At 61.9% G+C, this 16760-nt stretch carries 18 protein-coding genes; 9 read left to right on the forward strand and 9 right to left on the reverse strand.

Annotated features, from left to right (window positions below; translation table 11 throughout):
* Positions 1-44: 44 nt before the first annotated feature.
* The 3 genes from lspA to NL154_RS00190 are packed head-to-tail and all read right to left on the reverse strand — an operon-like array spanning position 45 to position 2496.
* Positions 45-548, reverse strand: a complete 504-nt coding sequence (gene lspA, locus NL154_RS00180; protein WP_064800454.1) for a signal peptidase II — start codon at positions 546-548, stop codon at positions 45-47.
* The gene (locus NL154_RS00185; protein WP_210629434.1) at positions 545-1405 is read right to left on the reverse strand and encodes a TrmH family RNA methyltransferase; all 861 of its coding nucleotides are present in this window, start codon (positions 1403-1405) and stop codon (positions 545-547) included. Before NL154_RS00185 ends, lspA begins: the two co-directional genes overlap by 4 nt.
* Positions 1402-2496 carry a class I SAM-dependent methyltransferase gene (locus NL154_RS00190; RefSeq protein ID WP_210629433.1) on the reverse strand — a complete coding sequence of 365 codons (1095 nt, stop codon included), beginning with the start codon at positions 2494-2496 and terminating at the stop codon, positions 1402-1404. Before NL154_RS00190 ends, NL154_RS00185 begins: the two co-directional genes overlap by 4 nt.
* Positions 2497-2719: 223 nt before the next feature.
* Between NL154_RS00190 and NL154_RS00195 the strand changes: the two genes are divergently transcribed.
* Both NL154_RS00195 and NL154_RS00200 read left to right on the forward strand, forming a co-directional pair.
* A complete protein-coding gene (locus NL154_RS00195) occupies positions 2720-3175 on the forward strand; it encodes an SRPBCC family protein (RefSeq protein ID WP_210629432.1) in 456 nt (151 codons plus the stop codon).
* Positions 3176-3233: 58 nt separating this feature from the next.
* Positions 3234-3668: a GNAT family N-acetyltransferase gene (locus tag NL154_RS00200; protein WP_434733399.1), complete on the forward strand. Its 435-nt coding sequence runs from the start codon at positions 3234-3236 to the stop codon at positions 3666-3668.
* 20 nt (positions 3669-3688) lie between these two features.
* On the opposite strand, the gene NL154_RS00205 is transcribed toward NL154_RS00200, so the two are convergent.
* The 3 genes from NL154_RS00205 to sppA all read right to left on the reverse strand — a co-directional run bounded on the left by NL154_RS00205 (position 3689) and on the right by sppA (position 5430).
* The gene (locus NL154_RS00205; protein WP_210629430.1) at positions 3689-4021 is read right to left on the reverse strand and encodes a LapA family protein; all 333 of its coding nucleotides are present in this window, start codon (positions 4019-4021) and stop codon (positions 3689-3691) included.
* A gap of 129 nt (positions 4022-4150) precedes the next feature.
* Positions 4151-4450 carry an integration host factor subunit beta gene (locus tag NL154_RS00210; protein WP_003544934.1) on the reverse strand — a complete coding sequence of 100 codons (300 nt, stop codon included), beginning with the start codon at positions 4448-4450 and terminating at the stop codon, positions 4151-4153.
* Between the two features lie 29 nt (positions 4451-4479).
* Positions 4480-5430: a signal peptide peptidase SppA gene (sppA, locus tag NL154_RS00215; RefSeq protein ID WP_210629429.1), complete on the reverse strand. Its 951-nt coding sequence runs from the start codon at positions 5428-5430 to the stop codon at positions 4480-4482.
* Between the two features lie 224 nt (positions 5431-5654).
* On the opposite strand from sppA, the gene lptC reads away from it, so the two are divergent.
* The 7 genes from lptC (at position 5655) to ptsN (ending at position 11881) form a co-directional block, all read left to right on the forward strand.
* Positions 5655-6320, forward strand: coding sequence for an LPS export ABC transporter periplasmic protein LptC (gene lptC, locus NL154_RS00220; RefSeq protein ID WP_434733400.1), 666 nt, complete (start codon positions 5655-5657; stop codon positions 6318-6320).
* Positions 6321-6335: 15 nt separating this feature from the next.
* The gene (locus NL154_RS00225; RefSeq protein ID WP_210629427.1) at positions 6336-6968 is read left to right on the forward strand and encodes an LptA/OstA family protein; all 633 of its coding nucleotides are present in this window, start codon (positions 6336-6338) and stop codon (positions 6966-6968) included.
* Positions 6969-7005: 37 nt separating this feature from the next.
* Positions 7006-7782, forward strand: a complete 777-nt coding sequence (lptB, locus tag NL154_RS00230; RefSeq protein ID WP_210629426.1) for an LPS export ABC transporter ATP-binding protein — start codon at positions 7006-7008, stop codon at positions 7780-7782.
* A gap of 141 nt (positions 7783-7923) precedes the next feature.
* On the forward strand, positions 7924-9483 hold the full coding sequence (rpoN, locus tag NL154_RS00235; RefSeq protein WP_210629425.1) for an RNA polymerase factor sigma-54: 1560 nt from the start codon (positions 7924-7926) through the stop codon (positions 9481-9483).
* 87 nt (positions 9484-9570) lie between these two features.
* Positions 9571-10476, forward strand: coding sequence for a DMT family transporter (locus NL154_RS00240; protein ID WP_434734128.1), 906 nt, complete (start codon positions 9571-9573; stop codon positions 10474-10476).
* A 291-nt stretch (positions 10477-10767) separates the two neighbouring features.
* A complete protein-coding gene (gene hpf / locus NL154_RS00245) occupies positions 10768-11343 on the forward strand; it encodes a ribosome hibernation-promoting factor, HPF/YfiA family (protein WP_210631703.1) in 576 nt (191 codons plus the stop codon).
* A 73-nt stretch (positions 11344-11416) separates the two neighbouring features.
* Positions 11417-11881, forward strand: a complete 465-nt coding sequence (gene ptsN / locus NL154_RS00250) for a PTS IIA-like nitrogen regulatory protein PtsN (protein WP_011423788.1) — start codon at positions 11417-11419, stop codon at positions 11879-11881.
* A 72-nt stretch (positions 11882-11953) separates the two neighbouring features.
* Here ptsN and NL154_RS00255 read toward each other — a convergent pair whose 3' ends face one another.
* The 3 genes from NL154_RS00255 to NL154_RS00265 all read right to left on the reverse strand — a co-directional run bounded on the left by NL154_RS00255 (position 11954) and on the right by NL154_RS00265 (position 16751).
* Positions 11954-14308: a methyl-accepting chemotaxis protein gene (locus tag NL154_RS00255; protein WP_221145809.1), complete on the reverse strand. Its 2355-nt coding sequence runs from the start codon at positions 14306-14308 to the stop codon at positions 11954-11956.
* A 240-nt stretch (positions 14309-14548) separates the two neighbouring features.
* The gene (locus tag NL154_RS00260) at positions 14549-15448 is read right to left on the reverse strand and encodes a ribokinase (RefSeq protein ID WP_210629423.1); all 900 of its coding nucleotides are present in this window, start codon (positions 15446-15448) and stop codon (positions 14549-14551) included.
* A gap of 79 nt (positions 15449-15527) precedes the next feature.
* Entirely contained in the window at positions 15528-16751 is a 1224-nt protein-coding gene (locus tag NL154_RS00265; RefSeq protein ID WP_210629422.1) for a DNA recombination protein RmuC, read from the reverse strand.
* Positions 16752-16760: the final 9 nt, after the last annotated feature.

Genomic DNA, 16760 nt, shown 5'->3' on the forward strand with positions numbered 1-16760 from the left:
AACATGAGGCTTGTTCCGAATGCCTTCAGGAATTCGATACAATTTTAGCGGCCGGCCTTTTTCGGCAGCAGCAGTTCCTCGAGAATGACGCAGCCGGCGCCGATGGTGATGAAACTGTCGGCGAGATTGAACACCGCAAACGACCAGCTTTCGGTGTAGAAGAGGATATAGTCGATCACATGCCCGTAGGCGAAACGGTCGACAAGGTTGCCGATCGCCCCGGCAATGATCAGCGCATAGCCGAGATGGGCGAGCCAGCGGTCTTTTGCCGTGCGGTACCACAGCCAGATGACGAAGGCGACGATGACGAGCCGCATGCCGACGATGAACCAGCCGTCCATGCCCTCCAGCATCGAAAAGGCGACGCCGAGATTATAGGTGCGATAGAGCGCCAGCATCGGAATGACGGGCACGGCTTCCTGCAGCGGCAGGTAATGATCGACGGCGACCTTCACGACCTGGTCGATCAAAACGGCGAAGAGGATGAAGAAGAGGATCGGCGCCGGGCGCGAAAACAGGGCGGGGCGTGCATGCGTCGGTTCGGTCATTTGCCCTCGGCAAGTGAGAGGAGATGGCGGCGCGCCTCGAAAAGCATGATGGCGGTGGCGACGGCGAGGTTGAGGGAGTCGGCGCGGCCCTGCTGCGGGATGCGGGCGAGCGCATCGGCTTCCCCAGCGAGCTGGTCTGGCAGCCCGGATTGTTCGTTGCCCATCAACAGCACGACGGGCTTCTTCCGATAGTCGATCGTGCGATAGTCGACGGCGCCGGCCAGATGGGTGGCGATGATGGAAACGCCGGCCGACTTCCGCCAGGTGAGAAATTCTTCCGGCGTCGCCCGTGCGACCGGAACGGCGAAGACCGAGCCCATGGTTGCCCGCACGGTCTCCAGCGAGAAGGGATCGGTGGTCTCGCCGATCAGAATGATGCCGGACGCACCGGCCGCATCGGCCGTCCGGATGATGGTGCCGAGGTTGCCCGGATCGCGCACCCGGTCGAGCGCCACCCACGTCTCACCCTCCTGCGGCCGGATGCCCTTGAGCGGCGCCCAGCGCTGCTCGAAGATGCCGACGACCATTTGCGGGTTGTCGCGCCGGGTGATCGCGGCAATGACTTTTTCGCTGACTTCGAGCACCAGCCCGCCGGAGGCGACGGTCCTTGCCGCCATCTGCTCGACCAGCGGCTTGCCTTTGGCCGCCTTGGCATAGACCAGCGTGCGGATCGTCCAGCCGAGCTCTATCGCATCGATGACGAGCTTCAGCCCTTCGGCGAGGAAAGTCCCGCTTTCCTCCCGCGACTTCTTGTTGGTCAGCGCCTTGATGTCCTTGATGATCGGATTGGCGAGCGAGGTGACTTCCTTCACCTGCCCGACCCTGCGCGGCCCCTGATCGTGGAAGTCCTTGCTCATTGCGGCACCCAGCGGGAAAAGAGGGAGGTGGAAAGCGCGCGGCCCGGCGTTTTGCCGTCGAGGCCTGCCTCGCGAATCACCAGCTCGCCGGATTCGACCGCGCCGCCGGCGCCGCGCATCGTTTCACGCATCAGCTCGTGGATCGAATAGAAGCTGGCGCGGATCGAATAAGCCGTCAGCACCAGGCCGACCGCCTTCGGCGACAGGATCTCGCGGCAGATATCGAGCATCAGGGGCAGATGCTCGAAGAGATGCCAGACTTCGCCATTGGGGCCGCGGCCGAATTTCGGCGGATCGGTGAGGATGATGTCGTACTGGCTGCCGCGGCGTTCCTCGCGCAGGATGAATTTCATCGCATCCTCGCAGATCCAGCGGATCGGCAGCTTCTCCATGCGGCCGAGCGCCTGGTTCTCGCGCGCCCAGCCGATCGCCTTCTTCGACGCGTCGACATGGGTGACCTCGGCGCCGGCGGCGGCGGCGACCAGCGAGGCGACGCCGGTATAACCGAAGAGGTTCAGCACCTTCAGCGGCCGGCCGGCCTTTTCGACCGCCTCCTTCATCCAGCTCCAGTGGACGATCTGCTCGGGAAAGACGCCGACGTGACGGAAGGAGGTGAAGCGGCCGAGGAAATCGACGCCGAGCAGGTTGAGCGGCCAAGCCTCGCCGAGCGCCTCCTCGGGGAAACGCCAGCGGCCGGTGCCTTCCTCGTCAGTGTCGCCGGTGAACACGGCATCGACCTTCTCCCAGATCTGCGGTGCTAGCGAAGGCCGCCACAGCGCCTGGGCTTCCGGGCGGATGATGCGGTAGGGGCCATATTGCTCCAGCTTTTGGCCGTCGCCGCTGTCGATCAGGTGGAAATCGCCGGCGCCGAGCGATTCGAGAATGACAGGCACGCGCTCCGCCGGCCGATCGCCGCTGCGCGCCATGAGCGGGCGCGAAACCGCGGCCGGCGCAGTCTCGCGAACCGTGTCGCGTGTGGCCGCAGGCCGTGCCGCGGACTTCGGTGCTCGGCCGGCCCGATCGTCTCTGCGGCTTTCACCGGCGGGACCCGATGTCTTCTTCTGGCCCGGCCGGCGTTCTCTTTGTTTCAACGTGCTCTTCCGCGTCTCTGTCGGGGTGGCGTGATAGCGCTGCGTCCTCGGCAGCACCTTGTATTATGCAGTAGCCCAGAAAACCGTACCGGATCAACTGCGCATGGGTGCGGGCGTCATTCCACGCGCGGGATCGCAAGCCAGCCAGATAACATTCCCCTCCGCCGTAGCAAAGCGCTTTACCGCTGGGATAAGATGGGCGAATCGCAGATGGGGCTATCGAATGGATTTCACCGGCGAAGAACGCATCGCCGCGCCGCGGGACATGGTCTGGGAAGCGCTCAACGATCCGGAGATCATGCGTGGCTGCATTCCCGGCTGCCAGGGCATTGAGCGACTGTCGCCAAGCGCTTTCGAGGCGACGATCAAGGTCAAGTTCAGCCTGTTCTCCGCCAGCTTTCATGGGGTGCTGACGCTTTCCAATATCGATGCGCCGGAAAGCTATACGCTATCGGCCGAAGGCAAGGGCGGCCTTGCCGGCTTCGCCAGGGGCAGCGCCGATGTCGTACTCAAGGCGAGGGGCGAGGAGACGATCCTGCACTACCGGGCCAAGGCCGAGCTCGGCGGCAAGCTTGCCCAGCTCGGCGCCCGTCTGCTCGACTCGACTTCGCAGAAGCTCGCTGAAGGCTTCTTCTCGGATTTCAATGCTGCGGTCGTTGCAAAAATGGCTGCGGATTGAGCGCCAAAGGCTTTCGCTGCGGCTTGGCGCGGACCTGCGCCTGAGCTATTCCGGCAGGATGACATGGACCATCAGGCCGCCGCGGGCGGAAGACCGGGAAATGCTCGCGGACATCTATCTTGCCGTGCGTCGCCAGACATTCGTCTGGGTCGATCCCGGCAAGTTTCACCGCGAGGATTTTTCGGCTCATACCAACGGTGAAACCATCCTCGTCTGCGAACATACCGATGGTAGCCTTGCCGGTTTCCTGTCGCTCTGGCCGGAGGATGATTTCATTCATATGCTTTATGTAAGGCCGGAATTCCAGGGGCTCGGCGCCGGCACGGCGCTGCTCAGGGCGCTGCCGGAATGGCCGCGACATAAGTACCGGCTGAAATGCCTGGTGAACAACCGGCGGGCGAAGGCCTTCTATCTTTCCCACGGTTTTGCCGTGACCGGCAATGGCGCGTCGCCGGAAGGCGATTATGAGGAGCTGAGTTTTTCTCCGATTTGACGCGGGCGGTAAAGCCGATCTTACCGCGACGGCAGCTGGCCGGCGATATCTTCTGCGCGGCTCCTGTGACGATCGGCCTCGCCCTGCCAGCGAATGGCTTCCTTGGCCTCGGTGCGGGCACGCTTGCGGTGTTTGCCCTGGCTGAACCAGGTGGCGGCCGAACCGATCAGCATGCCTGCTATCAGCGCGATGAACAGGAAGACGAAGAAGGGCGCGGAAACTGCAAGCACCTGGTCTTCGGGCCTGAAGGGATTGAAGGCGAGCGTGACGCTCTGCCGGTTGGCGACGCAGAAGACGATGAGGATGACGCCGAGCGGCAGCAAAATCAACAGGTTGACGATCTTCTTGGCCATTTGAGCTCTCCATGCGCCTGATATGCACCGGCCCGAAAATCGATTCCGACTTTCAGGCCGATGCGCTAGCAGAATAGGAAAACGGTGTTCAAGTTCAAGTGCGGTTTCGCCGCAGGCGGCTCGCGCCGCTCAATCCTCTTCGTCGGCCTGGCCGGGATTGAGCCGCTCGCGCAGTTCCTTGCCTGTTTTGAAGAAGGGAACCCACTTCTCTTCGACGAAGACGGTATCGCCGGTGCGCGGGTTGCGGCCGGATCGGGACGGGCGGTTCTTGACCGAAAACGCGCCGAAGCCGCGCAATTCGACGCGGTTGCCCGCAGCCAGTGCATCGGTGATCTCGTCGAGAACCGCGTTGACGATATTTTCGACGTCGCGATGATAGAGATGCGGGTTGCGTGCCGCAACAATCTGCACCAATTCGGACTTGATCACAGTCGCCCCCTTAAATTATTGATTTCTTATCAATCGCGGCCAACCTGCCAAACTGAAAGCAGCCCGTCAAGAAGCAACTTTGGGGGCAGGATTCCGTTGATATCCTGGCCTTTGACCAGATCATCATAACCCAGGATAGTAATGAGCCGCGAAACAGCTCCAGCGAGCAGAAAAGGCGTGTTGCTCTTCTTGTCCCAATCGACCATCGGCAGATCGGTGTCGATGCCGCGCGACTTGAGATAGGCGCGGATTTCCGCCTCGCCGCCGATCGTATCGACGAGCTTTGCCTTCAGCGCCTGCCGGCCGGTATAGATTGTGCCGTCGGCGAGTTTCAGCACCTCCTCGCGCGGCAGCTTGCGCCGGTCGGCGACCAGGTCGACGAACCAGTTGTAGCTGTCGACCACCATGTTGCGGATCATTGCCTTGGCCTCCTCGCTCGCCTCGTGGAAGGGCGAGGGCTCGGCCTTCAGCGGCGAGGACTTGATCTCCTGCAGCGATACGCCGATCTTGTCGAGTAGCGGCTGGATCTGCGGGTACTGGAAGATAACGCCGATCGAGCCGGTGATCGAGCTGTCGCCGGCAATGATCGTGTCGCCGGCGGTGGCGACCATATAGCCGGCGGAGGCGGCCAGCGTGCGCACGTCGGAGACGACGGGCTTCTTGGCTGATATGGCCCGGATCGCCTTGAAGATTTTTTCCCCGCCATAGGTCGTGCCGCCGGGCGAGGAGATCGAAATCACCGCGGCCTTCACCTGATCGCTGGTCTCGACCTTCTTTAGCCGCTCCAGCAGCTCGTCGTCATCGACGATCAGCCCCGATATCGTCACATGGGCGATATGCGGACTTGCCGTGCCGGCCTCGCCGACGGCGAAACGGTAGAAAGCGAAACCGAGCGCCACGACGAGGGCGACCGCGACGATGCGCCAGAAGCCGAGCTTGCGGCGCAGCCGCCGGCGATCCGCGATGATCGAACTGTCCATAGAAACCTCCAGCGCTGGCCCAGGGTCGGCATGGCGCCGATAGGCCCGGTGAAATTGGTGGAAGCGGCGCGTATGAATGCCACTTTTGTATGTTTTTCCGTTTTGTTGCTTGTTGCAGAAAAAATTCCGTATTGGCAAGCCAATGTAATAATGCGAAACGAACTGTGATTGCCGGCCGGCTTTGTTACGCAGGCGAGGCAATCACCGCACATGGAACGAGACCTATGCTCGATACCCTGAAGAACAACGGACATGCCGCTTATGCGGGCTCCGGCAGGAGCCCCTATGGCGATGCGTTGTTCCATTCCGCCCGCGTGCGGCGGCTGAAGATTTTGCTGCCGTTGGCTGCCCTTGTCGTCGCCGGCGCCCTCACGACGGTGGCCTTGGTGAGCCTGTACCTGCCTGAAAACGTCAAGTTTGAAGGCGCCAAGATCGAGAACGGCAAGGTCGTGATGGAAAAGCCGGCAATTGCCGGACGCAACTCCGACGGCGTCAATTATTCCATGCTTGCCGAAAGGGCGCTGCAGGATATCCGCAATCCCGATCTCATCACCCTCGAGACCATCAAGGCCGCTGTTCCGATGAATGACGGGCTGGTTGCCCGCGTCATCGCTTCGACTGCCGATTATAACCGCGCCACCGACAATCTGCATATGACGACTCCCTTCACCCTGGTGCTGAGCAGCGGCCTCAACGCACAATTCCAGTCCGCCCGGCTCGACATCAAGGGCGGCAACATGCGCAGCGACGATCCCGTCACCATCACCAAGGACAATGCTTCCATTGTTGCGAAGACGCTGGAGATAACCGATAAGGGGCGCGTGATCACATTCGAGGGGAATGTTCGCATGAATGTCGATCCATCCACCATTCATAAACAGGGCACTTAACCAGCCGGGTCACCCATGACAAAAGATTGTCGCATTTCAGCTTGCAAGACGGGCATCGCATTCGTTGCCGGCGCATTTGCCCTTATTCTGACGGTCTCGGGCGCGGGGGCGCAGTCGACGACCATGTCGGGCATGAAGCTTTCCAACGACCAGCCGATCCAGATCGAAAGCGACAAGCTGGAGATTCGCGACCAGGAGCACACGGCGCTCTTCACCGGCAACGTCAAGGTCGTCCAGGGCACGACGACGATGCAATCCGGCAAGATGACTGTCTATTACAAGGACAAGGCGGCAAAGTCGGGCGCCGGCGCGCCGGCCCAGCCCGAGGCGAAACCCGAGCAGTCGGCCTCCCTGGCGTCGGGAAGTGCGGATATCGACAAAATCTTGGTGACGGACAAGGTCTACCTGGTCTCGGGCACGCAGACGGCGACTGCCGACGATGGCAATTTCGACATGGCCTCGCAGACATTCATCCTGACCGCGGATCAGGGAAACAAGGTCATCCTGTCGGACGGTCCGAACGTCTTCACCGGTTGCAAGCTGACCGTTCACATGCAAACCGGCCAGGCGGAGCTTGAAAGCTGCGGCGGTCGTGTCCAGATTCAGCTCGATCCGAAATCGCAGCCGAACGCGCAGAAGCAGAACTGAACCGGCCTCCCACGTGAAATTATCATCGCTATCCACCATGTTCGGCAGGCCTGAGCCGCAAGCTGCGGGTGCCGCCGACAAGAGCCGCTATCAGGGGACGCTGATCGCCCGTGGTCTGACCAAGACCTATGCGACGCGCCGTGTCGTCAACGGCGTCTCCCTGGTCGTGCGTCGCGGCGAAGCCGTCGGCCTGCTCGGCCCGAACGGCGCCGGCAAGACGACCTGCTTCTACATGATCACCGGCCTGGTACCGGTGGATGAAGGCACGATCGAGATCGATGGAAACGATGTCACGACCATGCCGATGTACCGCCGCTCGCGGCTCGGCGTCGGTTACCTGCCGCAGGAAGCCTCGATCTTTCGCGGACTGACGGTTGAAGAAAATATCCGCGCCGTCCTCGAAGTGCATGTGAAGGACAAGGCCGAGCGCGAGCAGAAGCTGAACGAGCTGCTGGAGGAATTTCATATCCAGAAGCTGCGCAAGAGTGCCGCCGTCGCCCTTTCCGGCGGCGAACGCCGCCGTCTCGAAATCGCGCGAGCGCTTGCAACCGACCCGACCTTCATGCTGCTCGACGAGCCCTTCGCCGGTGTCGACCCGATTTCGGTCGCCGATATCCAGAACCTCGTCCACCACCTGACGGCGCGCGGCATCGGCGTTCTCATTACCGACCACAATGTGCGTGAGACGCTTGGCCTCATCGACCGCGCCTATATCATCCATGCCGGCGAGGTGCTGACCCACGGCCGGGCGAACGACATCGTCAACAATCCGGAAGTGCGCCGACTCTATCTCGGCGACAAGTTCAGCCTCTGACCCCGCGCTGATTCACCTTCCCGCGTAGTTCCGCTTGACCAAATGAGATAAAAAAGCAATTTTTGGGCCAACTCGGATTTCCGTGGCCTGAAGCGTGGATCGGGCGCGGTTTCCTGGAGTCGAGGGAGTTTCGCGTCCGTCATGGCACTGTCCGCCAATCTATTTCTGCGCCAGAGCCAGTCCCTGGTCATGACGCCGCAACTGATGCAATCCATCCAGTTGCTGCAGATGACCCATTTTGAGCTCAACCAGTTCATCGCTCAGGAAGTGGAGAAGAACCCGCTGCTCGAATTTCCGTCGAATGACGGCGAGGCGGGCGACGAACGGGCGGCAGGCGAGGACGAGCAATTCGGTCATACGCCGGAGGATGCCGGCTCGGACGACAGCGCCGACAATCGCGCCGAGGCGCTGTCGAGCGACTGGTACGATAATGGCGGCAGCGAAAGCAGCAGCCGGCTGAACGACGAGCTCGACGCCAATTACACCAATGTTTTTCCCGATGACGGTGGTCCGCAGCGCCTCGATGCACCGGAACTCGTCGGTCAGTGGAAGTCCATGCCGGGCAGCGCCGACGGCGCCGATTACGATCTCGATGATTTTGTCGCCGGTCAGGTGTCGCTGCGCGATCATCTCGCCCAGCAGATCCCCTTCGTCCTGCCCGATATGAGCGATCGGCTGATCGCCCAGAATTTTATCGATCAGCTTGACGATGCCGGTTACATCCAGCTCGATCTCGTCGAGACCGGCGAGCGGCTCGGCACGGGTCTCACGCAGGTCGAACACGTGCTCGCCGCACTCCAGACACTCGATCCGCCGGGTGTTTTCGCCCGCAGCCTCGCCGAATGCCTGGCGATCCAGCTCCGGCAGAAGGACCGTTACGACCCTGCCATGCAGGCGCTGGTCGAAAACCTCGAACTCCTGGCGCGGCGTGACTTCGTCACGCTGAAGCGGCTCTGTGGCGTTGACGAGGAAGATCTTCTCGACATGCTCGGCGAGATCCGCCAGCTCAATCCGAAGCCCGGCAGCGGATTCGAGACGGGTGTTTCCGAAGCGATCATGCCGGATGTCGTTGTCAGGCCCTCCGCGGAGGGTGGCTGGCTGGTCGAGCTCAATCCGGATACGCTGCCGCGCGTGCTTGTTAATCAGTCCTATTTTTCCCGCGTGACCCGGAACGGTGAGGATCATGCCTTCCTTTCCGAGTGCCTGCAGAGCGCCAACTGGCTGACCCGCAGCCTCGACCAGCGGGCAAAGACCATCATGAAGGTGGCAAGCGAGATCGTCCGCCAGCAGGACGCCTTCCTGCTGCACGGTGTCGACCACTTGCGGCCGCTGAACCTGAAGACGGTGGCCGAGGCGATCAAGATGCATGAATCCACCGTCAGCCGCGTCACCTCGAACAAATATATGCTGACGCCGCGCGGCCTCTTCGAGCTCAAATATTTCTTCACCGTGTCGATCGGCGCCGTCGAGGGCGGCGACAGCCATTCGGCCGAGGCAGTGCGTCACAAGATCCGCGCGCTGATCATGCAGGAGAGCCCGGACGCGGTGCTCTCCGATGATGACATCGTCGACATGCTGAAGAAGGGCGGCGTCGATCTCGCCCGCCGCACGGTCGCGAAATACCGGGAAGCGATGAACATCGCTTCCTCGGTCCAGCGCCGCCGCGAGAAACGGGCGCTCGCCAAGGTCGCGGGCTTCTGACGCAGCAGGACGCTTCGATCTTGATCGAAGCATCCACTTCGCAATTGGCCTATTTCTCCCGTGTCTTGAACGAATATCGACGTGTCTATGACGCCGCAAAAGCCGAAGCTTGCCAGAGAACTTGTCCTGCTTTTGGTGCTGGCGACCCTCTGGGGTTCTTCCTACACCTTCATCAAGATCGGGGTCGAAACGATCCCGCCGGTGACCTTGATCGCCGTGCGCACACTGATTGCCGGCGCCATTCTGCTGGCCGTGCTTTGCCATCGGCATGTCCGCCTGCCGCGCGATGGCGCGACATGGCGCCTGTTCGTCGTCCAGGCCTGCCTGAACAGCGTCATTCCTTTCACGCTGATCGCCTGGGCGGAGCAGTCCGTCGATGCCGGACTGGCGGTGATCTTGAATTCGGCGACGCCGATCTTCACCTTCCTGCTGACCGTGTCGATAACCCGCCATGAGCAGGCGACGGCGCGAAAGCTCTTCGGCGTCGTCTCCGGGCTTGCCGGCATCTGCCTTGTCATCGGCGTCGAAGCGCTCGGCGGTCTTGGCGAAAGCCTGATGGCGCAAATCGCGATCATCCTGGCGACCATCTGTTATGCCGGGGCCGCGATTTTCAGCAAGAACTTCAGAGGCCTTGATCCTGCCGTGCCGGCGGCCGGCTCGCTGATCTCGGGCGCGGTCATTCTGATGCCTGTGAGCCTGCTCGTCGACCGGCCGTGGGGGCTCGATCCCTCGGCCGCATCGGTGCTGGCGCTGCTTGCCCTTTCCGCCTTCTCGACGGCGCTTGCCTTTACGATCTATTTCCGTCTCGTTCAGACGCTGGGTTCGGTCGGAACCACATCGCAAGCCTATCTCCGCGTGCCGATCGGTGTCGCGATCGGCACCATCTTCCTCGGCGAAAGTCTAAGCCCGACGGCCTTGATCGGGCTCACCTGCGTCATTCTCGGTGTCATCGCCATGACGATGCCGCACACAACGCAGGCGCGAAGCGCGTGAGATCATGAAAGGAAAGTCGCTGGAAGGCTCCTTCCGCAAGAGATTTGCCACACCTTCTGCGAGCGCGCCCGGGCCTGATTCGACGTCCTATTGACTTTCCGGTAACCTGTGGCTAGAAGCCCGCCGCAATCGGCGCCGTGAACGGCGTTTTGAAGTTATCCCCATCATCCCAAGGGAACCGAGGGCCCACAGGCCTACGCCGATCTTGCTTGAGATTGCGCGAAGTGCTTGGATGAACCCGAGGCTTGGCGTAAACTGATACCCGCAAACGACCATAAGAAGGGAAACTCCATGAGTGTGCGTGTATCCGGGAAACATATGGAAATTGGTGAATCCTTCCGTCAAAAGATCGAGGACCAAATTGCTACGGCCATCACGAAATACTTCGATGGGGGGTATTCCGGTCAGGTGACCGTCGAAAAGGCGAGTTCTCGTTTCTCGGCAGACTGCAAGCTTCATCTCGACAGCGGGGTGGTGCTTCATGCCGCCGGCGAAGCCACGGATCCGCAGCTTGCTTTCGACGCCGCTTCCGAGCGCATCGAGAAACGCCTGCGTCGCTACAAGCGCAAGCTGAAGGACCACCATGCCGGAAACCACCTGAATGGCTTTGCAGAAGTCTCCTACACGGTCATGGACTCCGTTCCTGATCACGAGGATGAGATCCCCGACGATTTCGCCCCGGCGATCGTCGCTGAAAGCACGAAGCAGTTGAAGACCATGTCCGTCGCCACCGCCGTGATGGCGCTCGACATGACCGATGAGCCGCTTCTCCTGTTCCGCAGTCCCGGCAAGGAACATCTGAACATCGTTTATCGTCGGCACGACGGAAATATTGGCTGGATCGATTCGGCCAATATCAAAGCCTGAGATCAGGGCGGTGAGCGGCGGTATCGCCGCCGCTCCTCGCATCAACTGATCCCGGCGACAGAAGGAAAAAGAAATGGCATTGGCAGATTTGCTCCATCAGGATGCGATCATTCCCGCCCTCAGAGTAAATTCCAAGAAACAGTTGCTTCAGGAATTGGCGGCAAGAGCCGCGAGGATCACCGGGCTCTCCGAACGGGAGATCTTCGACGTCATCCTGCAGCGCGAACGCCTGGGTTCGACCGGCGTCGGCAACGGTATCGCCATTCCCCACGGCAAGCTGGTGAACATTCATTCCATCGTCGGCATCTTCGCCCGGCTGGAGCAGCCTGTTGATTTCGAAGCGCTGGACGACCAGCCCGTCGACCTCGTCTTCCTGCTGCTTGCGCCGGAGGGCGCCGGCGCCGATCATCTCAAAGCCCTGTCGCGCATCGCCCGCGTCCTGCGCGATCAAGACCTGGTTGCAAAGCTGCGCGCCACCGATTCCGCCTCGGCGATCTATGCCTTCCTCAACGAGGAGCAGACGTCGAACGCTGCCTGAGCTGCATGGATACCCAAACGAAAAAGGCGCCTGATTTCGCAGGCGCCTTTTTGTTTATGGAGGGCTGAACGGTCAGAACTCTTCCCAGTTATCCCCAGCCAGGGCAGCCGAGCCATGCGATTGAGGTGTGGTGCGGCGGGTCGCCGGGGCGTGGCGAACGGCGGGAGCGGCCGCGAAATGCGAGGGGGCTGCAGCCGGCGCACGCATCTGCCTTGCCACGGAGGCGAGTGCAGTCGCATTGGCGGAGCCGGAGACGCTGAAGCGCGTAGCGAGCGCCTTCAGTGTCTGCGCTTCGTCGTTGAGCGCCACGCTGGCGGCAGTCGCTTCCTCCACCATCGCCGCATTCTGCTGCGTTACCTGATCCATCTGGTTCATGGCCTGGTTGATTTCCTTCAGCCCGACCGCCTGTTCGCTGGCCGATGCCGAAATCTCCCGGATCAGGCTGTTGATCCCCATCACTTGCTCGGCGATTTTGTGCAGCGCACCGCCGGCGCGCCCGACGAGATCGACGCCTTCCTTGACCTGGACGGCCGAGGTGTTGATCAGCGTCTTGATCTCCTTGGCGGCATTGGCCGAACGCTGCGCGAGTTCACGCACTTCCTGGGCGACGACAGCAAAACCCTTGCCGGCTTCGCCGGCGCGCGCCGCTTCGACGCCGGCGTTCAGTGCCAGCAGGTTGGTCTGGAAGGCGATTTCGTCGATGACGCCGATGATCCGCGAAACCTCCGTCGAAGACTGCTCGATCCCTTGCATGGAGGCGATGGCTTTCTGCACCACTTCGCCGGATTTTTCGGCATCCTGGCAGGCGAGGTTGACGTTGTCGGCAGCCGTGCGTGCATTCTCGGCACTCGAATCGACCTGGGCGGTGAGCTCATTCAGCGCTGCCGCCGTCTCTTCCAGGCTTGCCGCCTGTTGCTCGGTGCGTTTGGCGAGGTCGGAAGCGCTGTTGCTGATCTCCCCGGTGCCGGCGCCGATATTGACGACACTGAGGTTCATTGTAACGATGGTCTCTTCGAGGCTTGCTAGCGCGGCATTGAAATCCTGTTTCAGCTTGCCGTATTCGCCGGGAAATTCGTCGGTGATGCGGTGACCGAGATTGCCCCGCGACAGCTCCGAAAGACCGGCGCCGACGATCGAGACGATCTGGCGCTGCAGCGATAGCGATTCCTGGCGTTCCGATTCAGAACGGCCGCGCTCGGCCTCCGCGGCCCCCCGCTCTCTGGCGGCTTCGTCTTCGAGTCGCCTGGAGTCGGCGAGCTTGAAGCGGAAGCCTTCAAGCGCCTTGGCGACCGAACCGACTTCGTCGGTACGATCCTGCCCCGTGACCGGCACGGCATATTCGCCGTCGCTGAGGGTTTTGACGCTGGCGACAAGGCTGCCGAGCGGCCGCTGCACGAGTGAGCGGACGGCGAAATAGAGCGCGAGCATCACCGCGCCGAGCACGATCAGGCCGGTGGCGATCATCATGTAAGTCTGGTCTTGTACCGGCGCGTTGATCGCGGCGTGCGGGACGTCGACAAGCACGAGCCAGGTGGCATTGACGCCGGGGACCTCGAACGGATAGACGACGCGGTCGAAGGGATCGAAGCCGTCATAGGTGAGGTTGCGGACGAGGCCGGGCTGCTTGTTCGACAGCGCCGCCTTGACGACGTCGGCGCCTTCGCCGTCATATTGCTTCGTCATCAGGTCGGGGATCGGTGCGACGATCCAGTTGCCGGCCTGGGACAGCAGCGTCACCCGGCCCGAGCCGAAGGGATGCAGCGCCTGCAGCTTGTCGGTCAGCGACTTCAGCGAGATGTCGACACCGCCGACACCGATCATCTTGCCGCCCGATATGACGGGATAGGCAATGGACGTCAGCAGCGTCGGCACATCTGTTCCCTGGGCGAGGTAGGGGGTCGTGATCGCGCCCTTGCCACTGTCGGCAGCAAGCTTCCACCATTCGGCGGTATAATCATTGTCGAAGGTGGAGTACTGGATTCCACCGTCCTTGGTCTTCGACCAATAGGGCGTGAAGGCGCCGTTCTTGTTCGTGCCTTCGTCATTATTGTTGGCGATCTCGGTGGTCTTGCCGTCGAGCGCGCCGAGCTGCTCGCAGAACCAGCTGCCGAAGGCAAAGGCGTTCTGTTCGAGATTAGCTTTCAGCACGTTGATCATGCCCCTGCGGTCGAGCGACTTGCCTTCGTGGGCTCGACCGATCACGCCTGTCATGCTGCGTGCGGCACTGGCGAGTTCGCCGACATTGGCGGCGATTTCGTTGGCGATCGCTTTCGCCTCGAGATTGGCTTGGTCCATCGTCAGCGTCTGGACGCGGTCCCGGGTCTGGCCGATGAGGAAGAGATTCGAAACGATGAGAACAAGCGCGATAGCGACGCCGGTGATGACGATGAGCTTCGCCGCAAGCGATTTCATGCGAAAAATGAACATGGGGTCCTCGGGCAAGGATACGCCGAACGTGCATTCTCCGGCGCAGGAGCGAAGGCATGGCTCCGTCATGGAGCAGCCGCATCAGCCGCGGATCCGCAAGCGCGAAGACCCGGCGATCACTGGGAAGATCGCCGGAGACCTCTTAAATTTGAGTGAAACTTTAGCGGTTTGTATGATGAAAGCCGCAGAAATCTCCCTTAAAATTGAAGGAGATCTGGCGAGTTTCGCAGGCAGGCTAGCCTATATTCTGTCTGCGACTTCCTCACTCACAGGAATCGACGGTTGCGCTCCTGATTTGAGACATGCGAGTGAACCGGCGACTGCCGCCCGGTGCAGCGCCGTCCGAAAGTCGAGGCCCTCGTCGAGACTGGCGGCGAGATAGCCGCAGAAGGTGTCGCCTGCCCCGACCGTATCGACAGGATCGATCGCCAGCCCTTGCGCCCGTGAAATGACCCCATCCCGGATGGCGATGACGCCATCGCCGCCGAGCGTCACGATCAGGGTCTGGCCGGTTTCCTGATGCAGGCGGACAAGCGCTGCCTCGCGCGCTTGTGCGTCCATGCCGTCCTGTCCGGCAAGCCGCTCGAACTCGGTCTCATTGGCAATGACGATATCGGCCAGGCGACCGAGGCGCGGTGCATCGGGGATCAAGGGGGCGAGGTTGAGGATGCTGGTGATGCCCTTGGCGCGCGCGGCCGAGAGCGCGCGTTCGACGGCCGCGACAGGCACCTCGAGCTGCAACATCAGCATGTCGCCTTCGTTCATGCGGCCGACCGCGATTTCCGCATCAGCTGGCGTGACCAGGCCGTTGGCGCCCGGAACCACGGCGATCATGTTCTCGCCGTCGGCGCCGACCAGGATCAGCGCCGTGCCCGTGGGGCCGTCAACATGCTTCACGAGGGAGAGATCGGTTCCCGCCGCATCGAGCAGGGCAAGCGCATCGGCGGCAAAAGCATCCTTGCCGACGGCGCCGACCATGTGCACATAGCGGCCGGCGCGGCGGGCTGCCAGCGCCTGGTTGGCGCCCTTGCCGCCGGCAGCCGTGGCAAAACCGTTGCCGGCCACCGTCTCGCCGGGCTTCGGCAGTCGCTCGGTCGTGGCGATGAGATCCATGTTGATGGATCCGAAAACTGTGATCATCAGGCTGTCCCGTCTTTTAGAGCATGCGAATGACATCATGCCCCTGCTATTCCATGGGGCGAGACACTGCCCGAAGCGGTCACTCCTCGTCAACCACCCGAAGCTTGAGAAGGCCGGTACGGCTTTCCACCGATTTGGCCGGAGCCTCGCCATCGCGGGCGGGCTTGGCGTCACCGCCTGCCTCGAATTCCAGCGCCTCGATCTTGGCGCCGCGCCTGGTGAGCTTGTCGGCTGACGTGACCACCATGTCGATATCTTTCTGCGCCATGGCGAAGTGGCCCTGCAGCTTGCGCACCCGCTCGTCGAGGCGGCCGAGATCGTCCATCAGCAGTGCCACCTCGCCCTGGATCAGATGCGCCTGCGCCCGCATGCGCTGGTCTTTCAGCACCGCCTGGATGACCTGGATCGACAGCATCAGAAGTGATGGCGAGACGATGACGATGCGCGCTCGGTGTGCCTTCTGCACCAGCGGCTCGAAGTTCTCGTGGATCTCCGCGAAGATCGATTCCGACGGCACGAAGAGAAAGGCCGTCTCCTGGGTTTCCCCCTGAATCAGATATTTCTCCGAAATATCCCGGATATGGATCTCCATATCGCGGCGGAACTGCTGGCCGGCGATCTTGGCGGCCTCGGGGCTGCCGGCGTCACGGATGGCGTTCCAGGCTTCGAGCGGGAACTTCGCATCGATGACAAGCGGCGGCGCGCCGTTCGGCATGCGGATCGTGCAGTCCGGCCGCGAGCCGTTGGAGAGCGTCTGCTGGAAGGCATAGGCGCCCATCGGCAGGCCGTCGGCGACGATCGTCTCCATCCGCGACTGGCCAAAGGCGCCGCGCGTCTGCTTGTTCGAGAGAATCGCCTGCAGTCCGACGACGTCCTTGGCGAGCGTCTGGATATTGTTCTGCGCCGCATCGATGACCGCCAGCCGCTCCTGCAGCCGCTGCAGATTCTCATGCGTCGATTTCGTCTGCTCGGTGATCGTCGAGCTGACGCGCTGCGACATGCCGTCGAGACGTTGGCTGATTGCCTGATTGAGCTCGCTCTGACGCGCGCCGAAAACCTCGGCCATGGCCGTGATGCGGCCCTGCATCTCCGCCTGGATCTTCAAAAGCTCGGCCATGCGCGCCTCGCTTTCGCCAGCCCGCAGGCTCGCCTCCTCCGCCTGCTCGCGGCGGAGGCTGATGCCGCGCAAGAGAAGGATGATCACCAGAAGCACAAAGGCGATGAGAACGCCGCCGGCAAGCGCCAGCATGGCCGGACTGAGCGAGGCGACGGAGAGGGCGAGCGATTCGGGATGAACGGTCATGCCGCAACC

The sequence above is a fragment of the Rhizobium sp. YTUHZ044 genome (genome assembly GCF_051123975.1).
Classification (GTDB): domain Bacteria; phylum Pseudomonadota; class Alphaproteobacteria; order Rhizobiales; family Rhizobiaceae; genus Rhizobium.